The following is a 19,101-nucleotide window of genomic DNA, read 5'->3' as shown; positions in this document are numbered from 1 at the left end:
GCCCGATGACCGCGGCATCCGGACTCATCGCCGGTCGGTTCCGTCTCGAGGGGCTGCTCGGGTCCGGCGGCACCGCGTCGGTGTTCGCCGCGACCGACACCGTGCTCGACCGCCCGGTCGCGATCAAGCTGCTGCACCCGCACCTGTCGGAGAGCGCGGCTCTGCGCGAGGCGTTCCTCGACGAAGCCCGCCGGACGGCCGCGGTCGCGCACCCCGGGATCGTCGAGGTCGTCGACGTCGGCACGTTCCAGGACGGCCCGGTGACGATCGCGTGGATCGCCCAGGAGCGCCTCGACGGCGCGACGCTCGCGGAACACGTGCAGGCGAACGGCCCGCTCGGGGCCTCCGCGACCCGGCGCATCGGCGTGATGATCCTGCAGGCGCTCGAGGCCGCGCACGCCGTCGGGCTGGTGCACCGCGACGTCTCGCCCGCGAACGTCCTCGTCCGCTTCGACGGACCGCAGCCGGCCCGCGCCACGCTGCTCGACTTCGGGCTGGCGGATGCCGCGGGCCGGACCACGCGCGGCGACGACGTGCTGCGCAGCTCGGCATCCGCGAGCGCCGGCGTGGTCGGGAACGCGCAGTACGCCTCGCCCGAACAGCTGCGGGGCGAGCCGATCGACGTGCGCGGCGATCTGTACCAGGTGGGCGGTCTGCTGTACTTCGCGCTGACCGGGCGAGCGCCGTTCGAGGGCGGAGACCGGGATGCCGTGGTGCAGGCGCAGCTGCATGCGCCGCCTCCGGTGGCCTCGGTGCGTGCTAGGGGAGTGTCGCCGGCGCTCGATCGCGTCCTCGTGCGCGCGATGCTCAAGGACCCTGCCGGACGGTTCGCCGACGCCGTGGAGATGCGCGCAGCGCTCGAGGCCACCGCGCCCGCGCCCGCTCCGGCCGCCGCGACCCGCGTCCTGCGGCCGGTCGCGGCACCTGTCGTCCCGACGTCGACCGGCGCGGTCGCCGCGGTCGCGGCGGACGATGCCCCGACCGACCGGTCCCGGGGGGAGGGGCCCGGGTGGGCGGCGGCGATCGTGGTCGTCGCGCTCCTCGCCCTCGCCGCCGTGGCGGTTCCGCTCATGGCGTCGGCTGGGCGCACCGAGCCGGGGGCCGCGCCGACCGCGACGGCGCCCTCCGTGAGCACAGCCCCGAGCGCGACGTCGAGCGCGTCCCCCACACCGTCGGCGGACGCCGCCGTCGCCGTCCCCGATCTCCGTTCCCTGCAGGACACGTTGGCCGCCATTCAAGCGGCGGGTCTCGTCGCGGGGCCCGTGACGACGCAGGACTCCCCGCTCCCCGCGGGCGTCGTCCTGTCAGCCGATCCGGCGGCCGGAACCACCGTGCCGCGCGGCACGACGGTGCGTCTGGTCGTGGCATCCGGAACGAACGCGGTCCCGCCGATCGACGGGTGGACGGCCGCCGACGCCGACGCCGCGATCCGCGCCGCGGGGTTCACCCCCGAGGCGGTGCCGACGATCTCCGACCGGCCGGCGGGGACCGTCATCGGCTCCACGCCGGCCGCCGGGGCGTCGGCGCAGGTCGGCTCCACCGTGCGTGTCCTCGTCTCCAGCGGCCGCGCCGCCGCGCCGACGCCGACGCCCACATCGACGCCGACGACGGTCCCGACTCCGACGCCGACGCCCACGTCGACCGCGGGCGCGCCGTGAGCGCGATGTCGTCGCCGAGCCCTCGGCATCCCTCGTTCACCTCCCGGCCAGTCGGCGTGGGCGGTCCCTCCCGGCGGCGTTCACGACCCGGATCTACCGTCGCCAGTGTCGGCCACCCGAGCCGGCATCAGGGACAACGGGCGCCTCGCGTCGCCGGTCGTCCGGACATCGCCCCGGTGTCGGCCCGTCCGCGGAGGACGGCGACACGGTGCCTCTGCCCGACCTACCCGACGCGACCGACGGAGAGCGCATGACGGACACGACCACGGAGGTCCTTCCTCCTCGGCCGGAGGCGACGGCACCGGTCCGACGCTCGCTGAAGAGCCGCCCCGTGCAGGCGGACCGCGTCTTCCGCGTCGCCGCCTACTCCGCGGGGTCCATCACCGTCGCGATCATGCTCGCGGTCGGCATCTTCCTCAGCCTCCGGGCCGGGGACGCCCTGAGCGTCGCCGGTCCGTCGTTCCTCACCACGCAGGACTGGTCGCCCGAGACCGGGACGTTCGGTGTCGCCGCGGTGCTGTTCGGCACGGTGACGATCGCGCTCATCGCGATGAGCATCTCGGTCCCGCTCGCGATGGGGACGGCGCTCCTCATCAGCGAGATCGTGCCGCCGCGCTTGCGCTCGCTCCTCGTCACGATGGTCGACCTCATGGCCGCGGTCCCCAGTGTCGTGTTCGGCCTGTGGGGCGTGTTCTTCCTGCAGTCCGGCGTGATCCCGGTCGCCCAGTGGATTTCGACGTACTTCTCGTGGATCCCGATCTTCGCGGTCACGGATCCGTCCGGCGCCCGGCTGACCGAGGCCGGCGCCTACACGTCGTCGGCGTTCATCGCCGGCATCGTGGTGTCCCTGATGGTCGTCCCCACGCAGACCTCCGTCATGCGCGAGGCGTTCTCCCAGGCGCCCCTCGGTGAGCGCGAGGGCGCCCTGGCGCTGGGGTCCACGCGCTGGGGCATGATCAAGGCCGTCGTGCTGCCGTTCGGTCGAGGGGGCATCATCGGCGGCACGATGCTCGGGCTCGGTCGGGCTCTCGGCGAGACCATCGCGGTCGTGATGATCATCTCGCCGATCTTCACGATCAACCCGCAGGTGCTGAAGACGGGCACGAACTCGGTGTCGGCGCTCATCGCCCTCCGCTACGGCGAGGCGAGCCAGTTCGGCCTGTCGGCACTCATGGCCGCCGGTCTCGTGCTGTTCATCATCACGCTCATCGTCAACTTCACGGCCTCCACGATCGTCGCGCGCAGCCGGTCGGGAGCGGAGAGCAACTGATGGCCATCATCACCCCGGAGGCCCCTCCGTCCGCTCCGGACGACGACGAGACGAGCACCGCCCGCACCTCCGTACCGGTGCGGTTCGGAATCGTCGGCGAGCGCCGCGATCTTCGCACCGTGCCGTTCGGCGACCGGTTCGATCTCCTGGGCAGCATGGCAGCCGGCATCGCGCTGTCCACCCTGATGTTCGGGTGGCTCACGCCGATGACGGGCGTCGTGGGCTGGCTCGTCCTGTCGTTCATCGGGTTCCTCGGCATCTACGCGGTGATGACGGCCATGCGCGCGGACCGGCTCGCGATCAGCGAGCGGATCATGACGGCGCTGTTCTACTCGGCCGGCGTGATCCTCCTCGGCGCCCTCGCCTTCGTGGTGATCTTCACGCTGGTACGCGGCTCGGATGCCCTGGTCCACGGGAACTTCTTCGTCGAGACGATGAAGCTCGCCGGTCCCCTCGACCCCCTCACCATGGGCGGTATCGCGCACGCCATCGTGGGCACACTCATCCAGATCAGCATCGCGCTGGTCATCACGATCCCGCTCGGTGTGACCACGGCGGTCTTCCTCAACGAGATCGGCGGCCCGTTCGCCCGGTTCGTCCGGACGATCTCGGATGCCATGACCGCGCTGCCGTCGATCGTGGCCGGCCTCTTCGTCTACGCGGCCGTCGTGACGCTCATCACCAACCAGCGTTCGGGATTCGCCGCCGCCCTCGCCATCAGCGTCATGATGCTGCCGATCATCATCCGCGCCTCCGACGTCGTCCTGAGGCTCGTCCCGAACAACCTGCGCGAGGCCTCGTACGCGCTGGGCACGAGCCGGTGGAAGACGGTGTGGAGCGTCGTCCTCCCGACCTCGCGTTCGGGCCTGGTGACGGCGGTCATCCTGGGCACCGCCCGCGGGATCGGTGAGACGTCGCCGGTGCTGCTGACCTCGGGCGTGACCGCCGAGATGAACCTGAACCCGTTCTCGGGGCCCATGATCTCGCTGCCGCTGCAGGTGTTCGACTTCGTCAAGTCGCCGGAGCCGAACATGATCGCGCGCGGCTTCGGTGCCGCCGCCACCCTCGTCCTGCTCGTGCTCACCCTGTTCATCGTCGCCCGACTCATCGGCGGCCGCGGGCCCGGTCAGCTGTCGGATCGCCAGCGTCGCGCGGCCGCGGCGGCATCCGCCCGCGACCTCCAGCGCATGGACCGGGGTGCGCAGACCCCGCCGACCACGCGCCGCGCGCGGAAGATCCGTCCCCCGAAGGGCAAGCCGCCCACCGACCTCGAGTGGCGGCTCGCCGAGCGCGCTCTCACCAAACGAACCGATACACCGTCCGAGGAGAACCCGTCGTGAAATCCCGTCCCCGCTGGGCCCGACTCGCCGCGGCGCTCGCGGTCGTTTCGCTCGTCGCGCTGACGCCCGTGCCGGCGCACGCCGACGGATACGTCCCGATCTCGGGGTCCGGTTCGACCTGGTCGCAGAACGCGCTCGACCAGTGGCGTAAGAACGTCGCGAGCAACTACGGCATGACCGTGAACTACTCCGGCACGGGTTCGTCGGCCGGTCGTAACGACTTCATCAACCAGACGGTCGACTTCGCGATCAGCGAGATCCCGTTCCAGGCCAACCCCGAGGACGGGTCCCCGCCCGAACGTCCGTCGACGGGCTACGCGTACATGCCGATCGTCGCGGGTGGCACCTCGCTCATGTACAACCTGAAGATCGGTGGGAAGCGCGTCACCAACCTCCGTCTGTCCGGTGAGGTGATCGCGAAGATCTTCAGCGGTCAGATCTCCAAGTGGAACGACCCGGCGATCCAGGCCGACAACCCGGCCCTCGCGATGCCCGACCGCTCCATCACCCCCGTCTACCGGTCGGACGGCTCGGGTACCAGCGCGCAGTTCACCCTGTGGATGTCGAAGCAGTTCGGGAACATCTGGACGCAGGGCATGCGGTCGCAGTTCCCGCAGATCAACGCGTCGTTCAAGGGGCAGAACGGCTCGCTCGGTGTCGCGGGCTACGTGAGCCAGGACTACGGCGAGGGCGCCATCACGTACGTCGAGTACTCCTACGCGATGAAGTCCGGCTTCCCTGTGGTCAAGGTGCTCAACAAGGCGGGCTACTACGTCGAGCCGACCTACCAGTCCGTGGCGGTGGCGCTGATGGCGGCGCAGATCAACCCGGACCTGACGCAGAACCTCGACGGCGTCTACAACAACGCCGACCCGCGCACGTACCCGATGTCGAGCTACTCGTACATGATCGTCCCCACGCAGACGAACAAGGTGTTCACCACGGAGAAGGGGAAAACCCTCAGCCGGTTCGCCAATTACATGCTCTGCGAGGGGCAGCAGCAGGCGGCGGCCCTGGGGTACTCCCCGCTCCCGATGAACCTCGTGCAGGCCGGCTCCGAAGTGATCAAGTCGGTGCCCGGCACGGAGGGCGGCGTCGACTTCAACAACTGCAACAACCCCACCTTCAAGCCGGGCGACTCGCCGTCCAACAACCAGCTCGCGGCCACGGCGCCGAATCCACCGGACTGCGACAAGCAGGGATCCACCCAGTGCGTGGAGGGAACCGGTGGCGCGCAGGAGTCCACTCCGGCGACCGGCTCCGGCGGCGTCAGCGGAGGGACCAACAGTGCGGACGCTGCGGCCGCCGCGGGTGGGGCGGGGGGCTCGACGGATGCCGCGGGTGCCGCGGCGGCGGGTGCGGCCGCCGGCGCCCCGGTCTACGACGCGAACGGCAACCTCGTGTCGGGTTCGGCGGCCGCCGCCGGCGGAGCCGCAGCCGCGTCGCTCCCGTTCACTCTGGCCGACAACGGCTGGGGGACCCCGCAGTTCATCATGCTCGCCGCCGGACTCCTGGTGGTCGCGGCGATCCTCATCCCACCCCTGGTCGGACGACGCTCCGGCAAGGCCGGCACGAAGCGCTAATTCCTCCCCGATCTGGGGTTTAGGCGAATTCTCATCTTCACTGCCTCGCGGCGGTATCTCGTTACCGGCGCGTTCATCCCGCAGCCACCTGCGGCGAATTGAGTACTCACGAAGGCGCCAAGAGCGCCGCTCCAGCGAAGGAACACCGTGTCCGAAGAACGCGTCTCACAGCACCCGTCGCGGCGTGCGCACCGCCGGAAGGCGGCACGGCCGTCGGCGGCACGCCGTGCGGTCTCCGCGATCACGGCGGGGGCGGTGTGCGCGATCGCGGTCTTCGGCGTCTTCGCCGGGGTGGGCACGATCTTCGCCTCCACCGCGACGGCGGACGACACAGCGTCATCCGCGGTCACTGTCACCGCGGCACAGCAGGACAAGGCGCTCGACTCGGCTCCCATGCCCGACCTGGCGGTGACGGTCTCGCAGACGAAGAACCTGCTGGCGCAGGGCATCCGCCTCAGCTGGACGGGCGGCAAGAAGTCGGTGGCTCCGAGCTCGAGCGGCGGTCAGAACTTCCTCCAGGTCTTCATGTGCTGGGGCGATGACCCGACCGACCCGACCCGCCCCGATCGCACGACCTGCATGTACGGCGGTGCGAACAGCCCCGGTGCCACGCGCGACGCCTTCCGGAACTACTCGCTCGACGAGATCCCCGCCGAGGACCAGCAGTATTCGGCGCTCACCTCGGTGGCGTTCCTGCCCCCGTACACCGGCATCCCGTTCGTCGCGCGCGACGGCGCTCGCGTGGACGGCATCAAGACGGACCCGAAGACCGGCGCGAAGACCGTGGACGAGTCTGTCAACCTCAACGTCAACCCGTTCTTCACCTCATACAGCACGAACGAGATCTCGTGGGTGGGGTCGGGCGACGACGGTTCGGGTGCGGTGTCCTTCGAAGTGCAGACGGCGGCTCAGGCGCCGGCCCTCGGCTGCGGGAACCCCGTGGTGTCCAAGGACGGCAAGACGACGACCGGCGCGAGCTGCTGGCTGGTCGTCCTCCCGCGCGGCACGGCCGACAACGGGTCGTCGAGCATCAACCAGTCCGGTCTCTTCATCGAATCGTGGCGGCACGCCCTCGCCGTGCGCCTGGACTTCACGCCCCTGGGGACGCGATGCCCGGAGGGCACAGCCGAGCGTCTCCTGGCCGGAAGCGAGCTCACCTCGAACGCGATCGCCTCCTGGCAGCCCGTCGTGTGCAACTCCGCGGGCGCCGCCGTGTACTCCGTCCTGACCGTCCCCGAGTCCGACGCGCTCACGGCCGCGGCGACGACCGAGGACGCCCCGCTCGCGCTGACGAGCTACGCCCGCGAGACATCGGGCACGGATCCGCTGACCTACGCACCGATCGCCCTGACCGGCGTCACCATATCCCTGTCTATCGATCGACATCCCGATCCGTTCAAGGACGTTCCGCAGAAATACGTCGACGCGGCACGGACGCCGTTCACGTCCGTGAATCTCACTCCGCGACTGCTGGCGAAACTGCTGAGCTACTCGTACCGGTCTTCGCTCCCGAACGGGGCGAACATCGACTACCTCAACAAGACGAATCCCGACAACATCACCAAGGATCCCGATTTCCTCGCGGTGAACGACCCCGAGTGGGGATTCCAGAACCTCACGGGCCCCGCGATCGCCGACGTGATCGTGCCGCAGGGTCGCACGGACTCCGCGCGCGCGGTCTGGGCGTACATCGCGTCCGACCCCGAAGCGGCGGCGTTCCTCGCGGGGAAGCCGGATCCGTGGGGCATGGTCGTCAACCCGTGGTACTCGACCGACGCCGACACCAACCCGACGAAGACGGCATTCTCCGTCGATCGCGACGACTTCCCCAAAGCAGACCCGGTCGAGTTCACGCCGTCGAATGCCGGTGTGATCAACCTCGTGACCTGGCGTCCGTTCGCCGCCGACCTGAGCAGCGTCGCCTACCTCACGCTGCGCGGCGACGGCCAGGGGCCCGGGTTCTGGGATGCCAATTCCATCCCGCCGAAGTACGGGAAGCTGCCGCGAATGCTGCCGGGAAACCAGGCGCTGCTCGGTCTGACGAGTGCCGCCGCGGCGCGCCGCTACCAGGTCGTGACCGCCTCCCTGCGAAACCCCGCGGGGAAGTTCGTCGCCCCCGATGACACCAGCATCGCCGCGGCCGCCCCCGCCATGGCGGGGTCCAAGACGAACCCGTCGGTCGACAGCTTCGACTTCACCTCCGATGCGGCGCGCGCGGCCACCGCCGCCTACCCGCTCGCCATGCCGGTCTACGCCGCCGCCCGGCCGTCGATGAAGGACGCGAACATCCGCCGCGCCTACGCGCAGTTCATCCGCTACGCCGTCGGACCCGGGCAGAAGCGGGGTCCCGATGCGGGCCAGCTCCCCGACGGATACGTCCCGTTGCCGGCCGACTGGACGACGCAGGCTCAAAAGGCGGCGGATGCCATCGAGAGCGGCCCGGTCGCGCCGTCCCCGCAGCCGTCGTCCTACATCCCTTCGCAATCCGCCCCGGTGAAGCCTGCGGCTGCGGCGGCTGCCGTGTCGGCGCCCGCCGCCGCAGCCCCGGCCGCCCCGGCGGCGGAGTCCCCGACGGCCGCGTCGGGAGCCGCCAGCGCGGCGCTGTCCGGAGGGAAGACGCCCGACGATCCGGACATCGGCGCCATCACGGCCGCCGTGCCCGCCAGCGCCCTCGCGGGCCTGGCCGGCGCCCTCGCCGTGCCCCTGATCACCCGTCTGAGAAGACGGGTCACCTGAGGCCCACACCGTGGATCTCACCACCCCTCAACACACCAGAGCTGTACCCGACAAGAAGGAAGAAATGAAACTCAAGCGATTCGCCGCCCTGGGAACGGCGCTCGGCGTTGCTCTCGCCGGAATCGGTGCGGCCACCGCGGCTCACGCCGACCCGGTGAGCGACGGCTACTCGATCGTCGGTTCGGACACGCTGCAGGACGCCGTGGCCGCGCTGGCCAACGGCACGTCCATCACCGGTTCGTCCGTCAAGGTGAGCGGTTCCGGTAAGGCCCTCGCCTCCTGGGACGCCTTCACCCTCGGCGTCTCGGGCGGTGTCGGAAAGATCCAGACCAAGCCCTACGGCAAGATCTTCGACCGCCCGAACGGCTCCGGTGCCGGACGCAAGGCCCTCCTCGCGTCCATCGGTGGCCTCGACGGTCTCTCGTTCACCTACAACGGCGTGGACGTGAAGAACCAGGTCGACCTGTCCCGCAGCTCGTCGAAGGGCACCGCCGTGTCCGGCGGTGTGCTGACCTACGTCCCCTTCGGCCAGGACGCGATCAGCTTCCTCTACAAGGTCGGCTCGGGCGCGGACGCCTCCACCGCCGCGACGTGGATCTCCGACCTGGACAAGAACGAGCTCGCCTCGATCTACACCTCCTCGTCGTCGTCGCCCGTCACGGTCCCCGGCACGAGCTTCGTCGTCAAGCCGCTCTCGCTCCAGGCCAGCTCCGGCACGTGGACCACGTTCCTCAGCAAGATCGGCGTGAACTCCAACGCGCTCGGCTCGGCCGTCGTCGGCGGTGCGACCAACACCACCACGCCCGAGAACGACGGCACGGTGCTCGACCCCGCCGCCGGCGAGGTGCAGATCATCCCCGTCTCGGCCGCCAACTACATCGGCCAGAGCAACGGCGCCGCGCGTATCAACACGATGAGCGGTGTCTCGATCGGTTCGATCGGCGGCGTCACCCCGACGTCCGGTTCCGCTCCGAGCCTGACGCCCAACGCGTCGTTCTACTCCAGCGAGTGGGGCCGCACGGTCTTCATCGTCGTTCCCACCGCGAAGATCTCCAGCGGTAACGCCGCCTACGACCAGGGTCTGGCCAGCCTGACCAACCCCGCGTCGTCGTCGAGCCTCACCTACTGGGGTTCCTCGGTCCTCCCCAGCACCACCAAGGCCGTGAAGATCAAGTTCGGCTTCGGCGCTCCGCAGGACTCCGCTTTCACCGCCAACAACTGATCGCTCAGAGAAACAGGGAAAGAAAAACAATGGCCATCACCGCTCGGCGCCTCCGCGTCGGCATCGTCTCGGTTGCTGCCGCGGCCGCGCTCATCGTGACTCCGGCGCTGTCCGCCAGCGCCGCCGTCGTGCCCACCGTGGGCTCGACGCACCCCTTCTACCTGCTCGACCCCGAGCAGGCCAACCTCATCCCGGCGAACACCACGCTCGGCTGGGACGACGACGTGCTCGGCGACCCCGAGCCCGGCGACCCGGACGCGAACGCCCTGTTCGCCATCCCGTCCGGGGCCACCGCGGTCAAGACCTTCATCGCGCCGCGCGGCCAGGAGACCACCGAGGGATCGTGGAACGCCTACGGCGCCCTCGACCTGACCCCCGGCGGCATCCTGCTCCCGAACCTCAAGCCCAGCGGCAACACCAACGCGGGTCTGGGTTCGCCCTCGGGCAGCGGCGCGGTCGCCAACGCGGGTGGCGACTACTCGCTCGGTATCGCGTTCTTCAACGGCAACCAGATCATCGAGGCGGACTTCACGTTCATCACGGTGGTCGCCAACGCCAACCCGAGCAAGGCGACCTGGACGTTCGACGTTCCGTCGGTCTCGACCGCCCCGTCGATCACCACCACGGCGCTCAACGCCGCGACGGTCGGCACCGCGTTCTCGCAGACGCTCGCCGCTGACGGCACCTCGCCGATCACGTGGTCGGTCAAGTCGGGCACGGCGCTCCCCGCCGGTCTCGCGATCGACGCCTCCACGGGTGTCATCTCGGGCACGCCCACCACGGCCGGTGCCTACAACGTGACGATCGTCGCGACCAACACCGCCGGTTCCGCGGAGAAGGCCTTCTCGGGCACCGTCTCGGCTCCCGCGCCGACCGCGCCGACCAAGCCCGCGGGCTCGGACGCCAACCAGGTCACGATCGCCGCCCCCGCCAAGGGCGACACGACCGTCACCGTTCCGGCCGGTATCGCCAACGCCAACAAGACGCTGACGGCGTGGGCCTGGTCCGACCCGACCAACCTCGGCAACGTCACCACCGACGCCAACGGCAACGCCGTGGTCGACATCACGAGCCTCCCCGCCGGCGACCACACCGTCGCCCTCACCCTCCCGGGTGACGGCACGTTCGCCGTCCAGGCGTGGGGCACGTTCACGAAGGTCTCCGCGGCCGGTGACACCCTCACCGACTCGGTCGACCTGACCGCCGCCGTGACGGCGAGCGACCTGTGGTCGCTCAACGCCGAGGCCACCAAGGTCGACTTCGGCAACGTCGCGCGCAACGCGAGCGTCACCAAGAAGCTCGGCAAGGTCACCGTCGTCGACGACCGCAACGTCCTCAAGGGCTGGAACCTCACCGCTGCCGTGAGCGACTTCAAGAACGCCTCCAACGACGTCATCCCCGCCACCGCCCTCACCGTGGCGCCCGACTTCTACGCCGGCTACACCCCGGTTGCGGGCATCACGAAGGGCACCGGCACCCAGCTGGCGTCCTCCACGGCCGTCTCGACGCTCACCACCGGTGCGCTCTTCGACGCCGACCTCACCTTCCAGGCTCCGAAGGACGCCCAGACCGGTGAGTACACCTCGACCCTGACCGTCACCCTCACCTCCAAGTGAGCTGACGTCCGGATCATCCGGCAGTAACCCGTGTGGGGGGACCGTCACCGGTCTCCCCACACGGTGCGTCCGGCCCCGGGCCGCGACGACACAGCTCCGATCCCCTCGGATCAGCCCTCGTTCACCCGCGCGACATCCCTACGTCGCCGCTGTCTGCGGAGATATACCGTGCTCTCCTTCACCTCGCGACGCCGCCTCCCGGCTCTGGGTGTCGCCCTGCTCGCCCTGGCGGCGACGCTCGTGGTCCTGCCCCCCTCCGCGCCGGCGCGGGCGGATGACGCGGATGCCGCGACCCCCGCCACCGTCGGCGTGGCGACCCGGCCGGCGGGCGAAGACGGTCGACCCGACGGCCGCTCGCGGTTCACCTACACGGCGGACCCGGGCCAGACGGTCAGCGACCGCGTCCTCGTCGGCAACACCGGCACGCAGCGCCAGGACTTCACGGTCTACGCCACGGACGCCTTCAACGGTGGCGACGGCGCCTTCTCCCTCCTGGGCCACGCCGACACCCCGACGTCGGTCGGCGCCTGGCTGCACTTCGAGGACGGCAGCGACCGCGTGAAGTTCTCGCTCGAGCCGAATGAGGTGCGGCTCCCTGCCTTCACGATCACCTTCCCCGCCGAGGCGACTCCCGGAGACCACGTCGGGGGACTCGTGGCCTCCGTCATCGAGCAGGGGCAGCAGGTCAGCGTGGACCGCCGCGTGGCCACCTCGATCTTCGCCCGCGTCTCGGGCGACCTGCAGCCCTCCCTGAGCATCACGAGCTACGACGCCTCGTACGAGGGCGACTGGTGGAACCCGTTCAGCGGGAGCGTCAAGCTGCACTACACCGTCACCAACCCCGGCAACGTCGCGCTCGCGGGCAACCTCACCTCGGGCGTGAACACGTGGTTCGGCATCCCCGCCACCGGTGTGCAGGGCGGCAGCATCCCGATCCTGCTCCCCGGCAACACCGCGACCTACGATTTCACCGTCGGCGGTGTCGGGCAGTGGCTCTTCCTCAACCCGTCCACGGTCCTGAATCCCTTCGTCGATTCCCCCGACAATGCGCAGCAGCTCATCGTCGCCCCGGTCCGGCGTGACGCCGTGACGTTCGCGGTGCCGTGGGTGCTGCTGATCCTGCTCGCGCTCGCTGCCGCGATCTTCCTGCTGCTGCGCTGGCGCCGTCGGCGCGACGAAGCGCGCGCGCAGGAATGGGTCGACTACATGGAGCGTGCGACGGCCGCCGAAGCGGGAGGACTCGCCGGGGCCACGAGTACGGCGTCGTCGTGAGTCGACGCCGCACGATCGCGTTGCGGGTCGTCGTCGGTGTCTTCCTCGTCGTCGCCGCTGCCGGTGCCACCGCCCCGGCCGTCGCGTCCGACAGCCCGGAGGACGGCACGCCTCTCTCCGTGACGATCACCGACGGCTCCACGCCCACGCCCAGCGCGAGCCCCAGCCGCTCGACCCCGGGGGGAGCGGGTACGGGTGGCGGGCAGGTCGGAGGTTCGAACGGCGGATCACGCCCGGGCGGCTCGGGGTCCGGCGGTGCCGGCGCCGGCGCCGTATCGGGGGGTGGCTCGACCACGCCGCAGACCACGCCGACCGGTGAGGTGAGCGTGGCGGGGATGCTCTACGTGGGCGGCCTGAACGGCAACACCTTCCCGTCCCTGAACCCCACGGACGGAACGGTCGACCTGTGGTTCACGGTGCGCAACGCGTCGACCTCCGTGGTCGACGCGAGCGCGCAGTTCTGGATCGACGGCGCGGTGTTCTCGAACCGGCTGGACACCGCGAGCGAGGTGCCGATCGCGGGGCTGCAGCCGGGGGAGACACGGGTCGTCTCGGCGTCGCTGCACGGTGCCGGTCAGTGGACGCTGGTGTCCGGCCACGTCACCCTCACCCCGCCGGACACGGTGGACGGCACCGCGCTCACGCCCGTGACGCGCGACGGACTGTTCCTGGTGTTCCCGTGGCTGCTCCTCTCGCTCCTCGTCGTCGCGGTCGTCGCCTGGGTCATCGTCCGGGTCGTCCGTGATGCGCTGCCGCCGGTTCCCGAGGCGGTCACGACATGACCCTGTACGACGAGCGCGTCGGCGCGGCATCCGCTCCGTCCGCCCAGGCGGTGCCTCCGCGCCCGCCGAAGCCTCCGCGACGTCCTCCGCGGCGGCGCCCGCAGTACGCGCCGCTGACTCCTGTCCAGGTGTTCGTGCGCGGGATGCTGGTGTCGGTCTCGGTGCTCATCCTGGTTTTCCTCGGGAATCTGCTGCTCGTCAGCCACATCACCCATTTCGCCTCGCAGCAGGAGTTGCGCGACACGTATCGGGCGCAGCTGGCGGAGGGCACCGCCCCCGTCAGCGAGGGCGATTTCGAGGACCATCTCCTCGCGGACGGCGCACCGGTCGCCATGCTGTCGATCCCGCAGCTCGGTGTCGACGAGGTGGTGTCCGAGGGCACGACGTCCGGCACCCTCATGCAGGGGCCGGGGCATCGCCGCGACACCGTCCTCCCCGGTCAGGCGGGCGTGAGCGTCATCATGGGGCGGACGGCGGCGTTCGGTGGACCGTTCGGCAGCATCCAGACCCTCCAGCCGGGGGAGAAGTTCACGGTCCGCACCGGCCAGGGGGAGCAGACGTTCGAGGTGCTCGGCGTCCGCTACGCGGGCGATCCGACTCCGCCCGCGCCGGTGCGCGGCGAGAGCCGACTGATCCTCATGGCCGCGCGCGGTGCCCCGTACCTGCCCACCGGTGTCGTCTACGTGGATGCCAAGTCCACCGGTGCCGCACTCGCGGCCGGTGCCCGTCAGACTACGTCCATGGGACTGCCGCCGCAGGCCAAGGCGATGGCGACGGACATGACCACGGTGTGGGCGCTGGTCTTCGCCCTCCAGTTCCTCGTGGTCGCCGAGTTCCTGGCGGTGTGGGCCTACCGTCGCGTCGGGTGGCAGAAGACGTGGATCGTCTTCGCCCCCGTCCTCCTGCTGGCGAGCGTCTTCGTCTCCGACCAGCTCATCCGCCTCCTCCCGAACCTCCTGTGACCCGAAAGCCGAACATGACCGATCGCCGCGATCCCGAACTCGAGGGTGTTTCGCCCGCTCCGGCCGAGGAATCCGCCGACCCCTACATGACCGACGTCATGAGCGTGGGCGACGCGAGCGTCCTTCGGGACGCCGAGGCGGCGCCCGTGACGTCCGCCGAGCCGGTTCCTGATGCCACCCGCGCGACGCTCGGCATCTCGCACCGCCGCGCGCGTCGGGGTGCGCTGTTCGGCCGCCGCGGCGCCGAGGTCCCGACGGCGGGCGCCGACGACGTCACGAGCGTGATCGCGCCGCCGAGTGCGCCGGACTTCCCGCCACCGACCACGCCGCCCGTCCACGCGACCTCGTCGGCGGGGTACGCCGTTCCCGCCGCGTCCGTGCGCGCCTCGTCCGTCTCGCTCCTGGGCGGCGCGTCGGCCACGGCCGAGCGCCTCGCCGAGGCCGAACGCATCGCGGCTCGACAGGAGGAGCTCTCCGAACTCGACGCGCGGTCGATCTCCGCGTGGTTCGGCGACCACCAGGTGCTCCTCGACGTCTCGCTCACGATGCCGGCCGGACAGGTCACCGCCCTCATCGGCCCCTCGGGTTGTGGCAAGTCCACGTTCCTGCGCATCCTCAACCGCATGCACGAGCTCGTGCCGTCGGCATCCCTCGCCGGTGAGGTCCGGCTGGACGGCGACGACATCTACGACCCGAGCCACCGCCTCATCGATGCACGCAAGGACATCGGGATGGTGTTCCAGAAGCCGAACCCGTTCCCGGCCATGTCGATCTACGACAACGTCATCGCGGGGTTGAAGCTCACCGGCATGCGCGCGTCCCGCGACGAGAAGGACCACCTCGTCGAGACGTCGCTGCAGAGCGCGGGCCTGTGGAAAGAGGTCAAGGACCGTCTCCGGGCGCCCGGCGGGGGTCTCTCCGGTGGACAGCAGCAGCGTCTGTGCATCGCAAGGTCGCTCGCCATCAAGCCCAAGGTGCTGCTCATGGACGAGCCGTGCTCCGCGCTCGACCCGACCTCCACGCGTGTCATCGAGGAGACCATGGGGGAGCTGCAGAAGGAGCTGACGATCGTCATCGTCACGCACAACATGCAGCAGGCGCAGCGCGTCTCGCAGCAGTGCGCGTTCTTCCTGGCATCCCAGGGTCAGCCCGGCCACATTGTCGAGCACGGTGACACGGAGGCGATGTTCGACTCGCCGATCGACCCGCGCACCTACGACTACGTGAACGGTCGCTTCGGATGATCCGCGGGGCGCGTCGCTCGCTGGCCCTGGCCGCAGTGGTCGTGGCGGCCCTGGCCGTACCCGTGCCCGCCCAGGCGGCCGAGACGTTCCCCTGGATCTCCGGATCGGGTTCGACCTGGAGCCAGACCGGCCTGGACGCCTGGCGACGAGACGTCGCCCGGAACCTGGGATTGACCGTGAACTACTCCGGTACCGGTTCCTCGGCCGGGCGGGCCGACTTCATCGCCCAGGTGGTCGACTTCGCGATGAGCGACATCCCGTTCCAGACCGGGGCGACGGAGGAGAATCCCGCCCCGGAGACGGGGATGCCGCCGTACGAGTACCTGCCGATGCTCGCCGGCGGCACGGCGCTCGCGTACAACCTGTGGGTCGATGGTCACCCGGTGACCGATCTGCGTCTCTCCGGCGCCGTCGTCGCCAAGATCTTCGCCGGGGTGATCACCCGGTGGAACGACCCTGCGATTCAGGCGGACAACCCGGCGGTGACCTTGCCCGACCAGGCGATCACACCGGTCGTGCGAGCGGACGGCTCCGGGTCGAGTGCTCAGCTGACCGGGTGGATGGCCGACCGCTATCCGAGCGTCTGGACCTACGGAGAGCGCTCCCTCTTCCCGCGCATCAGCGATTCGTTCCGGGCGCAGAACGGCTCGCTCGGCGTCGCCGGATACGTCTCGCAGGACTACGGTCGAGGCGCCATCACCTATGTCGAGGCGTCCTACGCGTGGAAGTCGGGTCTCCCGGTCGCGAAAGTGCTCAACGACGCCGGGTTCTACGTCGCGCCGACTCCCGCCGCGGCGTCGATTGCGCTCCTGGCGGCAACGCCGGGCTCGGACGGAACCCTCGATCTGCGCCGCGTGCATCGCAGCACCGACCCCCGCGCCTACCCGATCTCGTCGGTGTCGTACCTGATCGCCCCGATCGCGACCAACCGGATCTTCACCGCCGACAAGGGCCGCACCCTCTCCCGGTTCATCGAGTACGCGGCCTGCGAGGGGCAGCAGGAGCTGCCGGGCCTCGGGTACGGCGCCCTGCCGCTCCCTCTCGCCCAGGTCGTGGCGGATCGGGTCTCGCGGATCCCGGGCTCGTCCGGCCCGATCGACCTGAACGGATGCCAGAACCCGACGTTCGCGCCCGGTGACACCGCATCCGACAACGTCCTCCTCCGCACCGCGCCGATGCCTCCCGAGAGCGATCGCTACCCGGGACCGGCGCCGCGACCGGACGAGGTCGACGGCGAGAATCTCTCCGCCACGGTCACGGCATCCGATCTGTTCCAGCTCACCGCGCCGACCTCGACGTCGATCGACTTCGGCGACCTCGGTCGCGGGGGCGCCGAGGTCGCGCGAGCCCTCGGGCGATTCAGCGTCGTCGACGACCGTGCCCGCCTGGGTGGTTGGACGATGCAGGTCTCAGTCAGCGACTTCGTGGGGACCGCGGATCCGACGCTCCGGTTCTCGTCGGCCTCGCTCGGCATCGCCCCGCGCGAGGTCGCGCACCAGGACGGCGTGACGGTGGGCGCGCCGCAGGAAGCGGGCACGGCCGTCTACCCGATGGTGCTCGCCACGGGGGAGCCGAGCACGAGCACGACTCTCGCCGGTGTCGCTTTCGACGCCGATCTGACCCTGCGGATCCCTCGGGATGCCACGGTGGGCGACTACCGCTCGACGGTGACGCTCACGCTGATCGGACGCTGATCCCCGGTTCCTGCCCCGGAGCCTCGATCCGTTGCGCCCCCAGGCGGTCACCCGCGCCGCGCGCTAGCGCCGCGCCCGCGCCCGGGACCGGACGACGCTCGACAGCGTCCCGCGCACGGGCTGTCCGAGATAGATGCCGAGCGATGCGCCGACGGCGAGGGCGATGCCGATCGTCGCCGCGCCCGCGAGCGTCGTGACACCGGTCATCAGCACGGCCGCGTCGTCGCCGGACTCCACGATGCCGAGCAGCCCGCGGAAGACCGCGGCGCCGGGGACCATCGGCAGGATCGCGGCGGTGGTGACGGCCACGGACGGCACATGCAGGCGGTACGCGACCACCATGCCGATGAAGCTGCCGAGGAACGCCCCCACGCCGCTGGCCGCGGCGACCTCGAATCCCACGGCCGAAGCGCCCGTGTAGCCGACCCACGCGACCACGCTGAGCCCGGCGCTGACGAGGACGATCCGCGCCCCGGCGCCGTTGGAGATCGCGACGGCGATCGCGATGACCGCCGCCCCGACGAACTGCAGCGGAAGGGGGCCCAGCGGCAGCGCCATCGACGGCGGTGACATCGCGAGTCCGAGCATCCTGACGGTCTCCAGCCCCGCGAGGATGCCGAGCACCACGCCGAGGGTCTGCGTCGTGAGCTCGAGGATCCGTCCCGTCGCCGTGAGCGCGAAGCCGTCGATGGCATCCTGGGCGGCCCCGACGACCGCCAGGCCCGCGAGCATCAGGACGATCCCGGATGCCACGATGAGGGAGGGACGTATCGCCTGGGCGGCGTCGAGTCCGGTGTCGCGCAGCAGTGGAGAGAGCGCCGCGACCACGGTGATGACGAAGCCGCCGGCGATCTGCGCGAAGAAGTAGGGGACCCGCGCGCGAGCCAGCGCGTGCTGGGTGGTTGCGGCGAGCGCGGCGGCGACGAACGACAGCAGCAGGGCGAGCCAGTTCGCCCCGTACATGATCGCGACGCCGAGGGCGAGCGTCGCCTGCGCGACGACGACGGCCGTCGTGCGATACCGGAACGGCAGGCGTCGGATCGCGCGGCAGCGTGCGATGGCGGCATCCAGGTCGAGTCCGTCGATGATCTCGCCCACGAGCGCCTGCAGGCGCTGCAGCTTCGCGTGGTCGGGCGCGGCGCCGCGCACCACGCGCAGCAGCGTGGTCGGATGGGCCGCACCGGGGAGGCTGTGCGCGACGGTGATCGAGTTGTAGGTGACGTCGACGTGCACCGGGTCCAGCCCGTACGCGCGGCTCACCCGCACGATCGTGGCGGTCACGTCGCTCGCGGACGCGCCCACGACGAGCATCGTCTCGCCGATGCGGATCGCGAGATCCAGGATGCGAGTGGCCCGCGTTTCGTCGATCACGGCGATGAGCTGGGTTTCGGGGGCGAGGGCGTCTTCGGCGTGGACGAGGCGACGCAGCGACGTCAGCCATCGAGCGGAGGTGGGGGGCATCCTGGTCGCTCTCGGGGGAGGGGGGAACGCCACGATCCTATCCGCGGGGCTCGCGCGCTCGCCCCGCATGACGTCGGCGGCATGCGCCCGCCTCTAGAATGATCCTTCGGGCGTGGTATCCGAGCGCCCCGTCGTGGCATCCCGACGCCCGTCCCTCCCCGGGAGTTCCCTCTTATGGCGCTGATCGTCCAGAAGTACGGCGGTTCGTCCGTCGCCGGCGCCGAGAGCATCAAGCGCGTCGGCAAGCGGATCGTCGACACC

General features: G+C 70.6%; 13 protein-coding genes. 12 read left to right on the top strand and 1 reads right to left on the bottom strand.

What is annotated here, in order from left to right:
• Positions 1–5: 5 nt before the first annotated feature.
• The 12 genes from I5G_RS03420 to I5G_RS20330 all read left to right on the top strand — a co-directional run bounded on the left by I5G_RS03420 (position 6) and on the right by I5G_RS20330 (position 17,379).
• Positions 6–1,658, top strand: a complete 1,653-nt coding sequence (locus tag I5G_RS03420; protein WP_022877803.1) for a PASTA domain-containing protein — start codon at positions 6–8, stop codon at positions 1,656–1,658.
• A 250-nt stretch (positions 1,659–1,908) separates the two neighbouring features.
• The gene (gene pstC / locus I5G_RS03415; RefSeq protein ID WP_026095620.1) at positions 1,909–2,928 is read left to right on the top strand and encodes a phosphate ABC transporter permease subunit PstC; all 1,020 of its coding nucleotides are present in this window, start codon (positions 1,909–1,911) and stop codon (positions 2,926–2,928) included.
• Positions 2,928–4,268, top strand: coding sequence for a phosphate ABC transporter permease PstA (gene pstA, locus I5G_RS20345; RefSeq protein WP_022877801.1), 1,341 nt, complete (start codon positions 2,928–2,930; stop codon positions 4,266–4,268). Before pstC ends, pstA begins: the two co-directional genes overlap by 1 nt.
• Positions 4,265–5,851, top strand: a complete 1,587-nt coding sequence (gene pstS / locus I5G_RS03405; RefSeq protein WP_022877800.1) for a phosphate ABC transporter substrate-binding protein PstS — start codon at positions 4,265–4,267, stop codon at positions 5,849–5,851. The genes pstA and pstS overlap by 4 nt, the downstream gene beginning before the upstream one ends.
• 147 nt (positions 5,852–5,998) lie before the next feature.
• On the top strand, positions 5,999–8,587 hold the full coding sequence (locus tag I5G_RS03400; RefSeq protein ID WP_022877799.1) for a hypothetical protein: 2,589 nt from the start codon (positions 5,999–6,001) through the stop codon (positions 8,585–8,587).
• A gap of 64 nt (positions 8,588–8,651) precedes the next feature.
• Positions 8,652–9,809, top strand: coding sequence for a hypothetical protein (locus I5G_RS03395; RefSeq protein WP_022877798.1), 1,158 nt, complete (start codon positions 8,652–8,654; stop codon positions 9,807–9,809).
• 29 nt (positions 9,810–9,838) lie between these two features.
• Positions 9,839–11,425, top strand: a complete 1,587-nt coding sequence (locus I5G_RS03390; protein WP_022877797.1) for an Ig domain-containing protein — start codon at positions 9,839–9,841, stop codon at positions 11,423–11,425.
• Between the two features lie 168 nt (positions 11,426–11,593).
• Positions 11,594–12,697 (top strand): hypothetical protein, encoded by a 1,104-nt coding sequence (locus tag I5G_RS20340; RefSeq protein WP_022877796.1) that lies wholly within the window; start codon positions 11,594–11,596, stop codon positions 12,695–12,697.
• Positions 12,694–13,479 carry a hypothetical protein gene (locus tag I5G_RS23865; RefSeq protein ID WP_022877795.1) on the top strand — a complete coding sequence of 262 codons (786 nt, stop codon included), beginning with the start codon at positions 12,694–12,696 and terminating at the stop codon, positions 13,477–13,479. Before I5G_RS20340 ends, I5G_RS23865 begins: the two co-directional genes overlap by 4 nt.
• Positions 13,476–14,441, top strand: a complete 966-nt coding sequence (locus tag I5G_RS03375) for a sortase (protein ID WP_022877794.1) — start codon at positions 13,476–13,478, stop codon at positions 14,439–14,441. Before I5G_RS23865 ends, I5G_RS03375 begins: the two co-directional genes overlap by 4 nt.
• A 494-nt stretch (positions 14,442–14,935) precedes the next feature.
• Positions 14,936–15,685 (top strand): phosphate ABC transporter ATP-binding protein, encoded by a 750-nt coding sequence (locus I5G_RS03370; protein WP_305079898.1) that lies wholly within the window; start codon positions 14,936–14,938, stop codon positions 15,683–15,685.
• Complete coding sequence (locus I5G_RS20330) at positions 15,682–17,379, top strand: phosphate ABC transporter substrate-binding protein PstS (RefSeq protein WP_022877792.1); 1,698 nt, start codon at positions 15,682–15,684, stop codon at positions 17,377–17,379. The genes I5G_RS03370 and I5G_RS20330 overlap by 4 nt, the downstream gene beginning before the upstream one ends.
• 63 nt (positions 17,380–17,442) lie before the next feature.
• On the opposite strand, the gene I5G_RS03360 is transcribed toward I5G_RS20330, so the two are convergent.
• On the bottom strand, positions 17,443–18,840 hold the full coding sequence (locus I5G_RS03360) for a threonine/serine exporter ThrE family protein (protein WP_022877791.1): 1,398 nt from the start codon (positions 18,838–18,840) through the stop codon (positions 17,443–17,445).
• Between the last annotated feature and the right edge of the window lie 261 nt (positions 18,841–19,101).

Source organism: Microbacterium sp. B19 (assembly GCF_000333395.1).
Classification (GTDB): Bacteria; Actinomycetota; Actinomycetes; order Actinomycetales; family Microbacteriaceae; genus Microbacterium.
The sequence above is the reverse complement of the archived record's forward strand: the minus strand, read 5'-3'. Positions and strand labels throughout refer to the sequence as shown.

What these genes read in the sequence shown, in the direction of transcription:
- I5G_RS03420 (WP_022877803.1), top strand. Translation starts at nt 6, where the DNA reads ATGACCGCGGCATCCGGACTCATCGCCGGTCGGTTCCGTCTCGAGGGG.
- pstC (WP_026095620.1), top strand. Translation starts at nt 1,909, where the DNA reads ATGACGGACACGACCACGGAGGTCCTTCCTCCTCGGCCGGAGGCGACG.
- pstA (WP_022877801.1), top strand. Translation starts at nt 2,928, where the DNA reads ATGGCCATCATCACCCCGGAGGCCCCTCCGTCCGCTCCGGACGACGAC.
- I5G_RS03395 (WP_022877798.1), top strand. Translation starts at nt 8,652, where the DNA reads ATGAAACTCAAGCGATTCGCCGCCCTGGGAACGGCGCTCGGCGTTGCT.
- I5G_RS03390 (WP_022877797.1), top strand. Translation starts at nt 9,839, where the DNA reads ATGGCCATCACCGCTCGGCGCCTCCGCGTCGGCATCGTCTCGGTTGCT.
- I5G_RS03375 (WP_022877794.1), top strand. Translation starts at nt 13,476, where the DNA reads ATGACCCTGTACGACGAGCGCGTCGGCGCGGCATCCGCTCCGTCCGCC.
- I5G_RS20330 (WP_022877792.1), top strand. Translation starts at nt 15,682, where the DNA reads ATGATCCGCGGGGCGCGTCGCTCGCTGGCCCTGGCCGCAGTGGTCGTG.
- I5G_RS03360 (WP_022877791.1), bottom strand. Translation starts at nt 18,840, where the DNA reads ATGCCCCCCACCTCCGCTCGATGGCTGACGTCGCTGCGTCGCCTCGTC.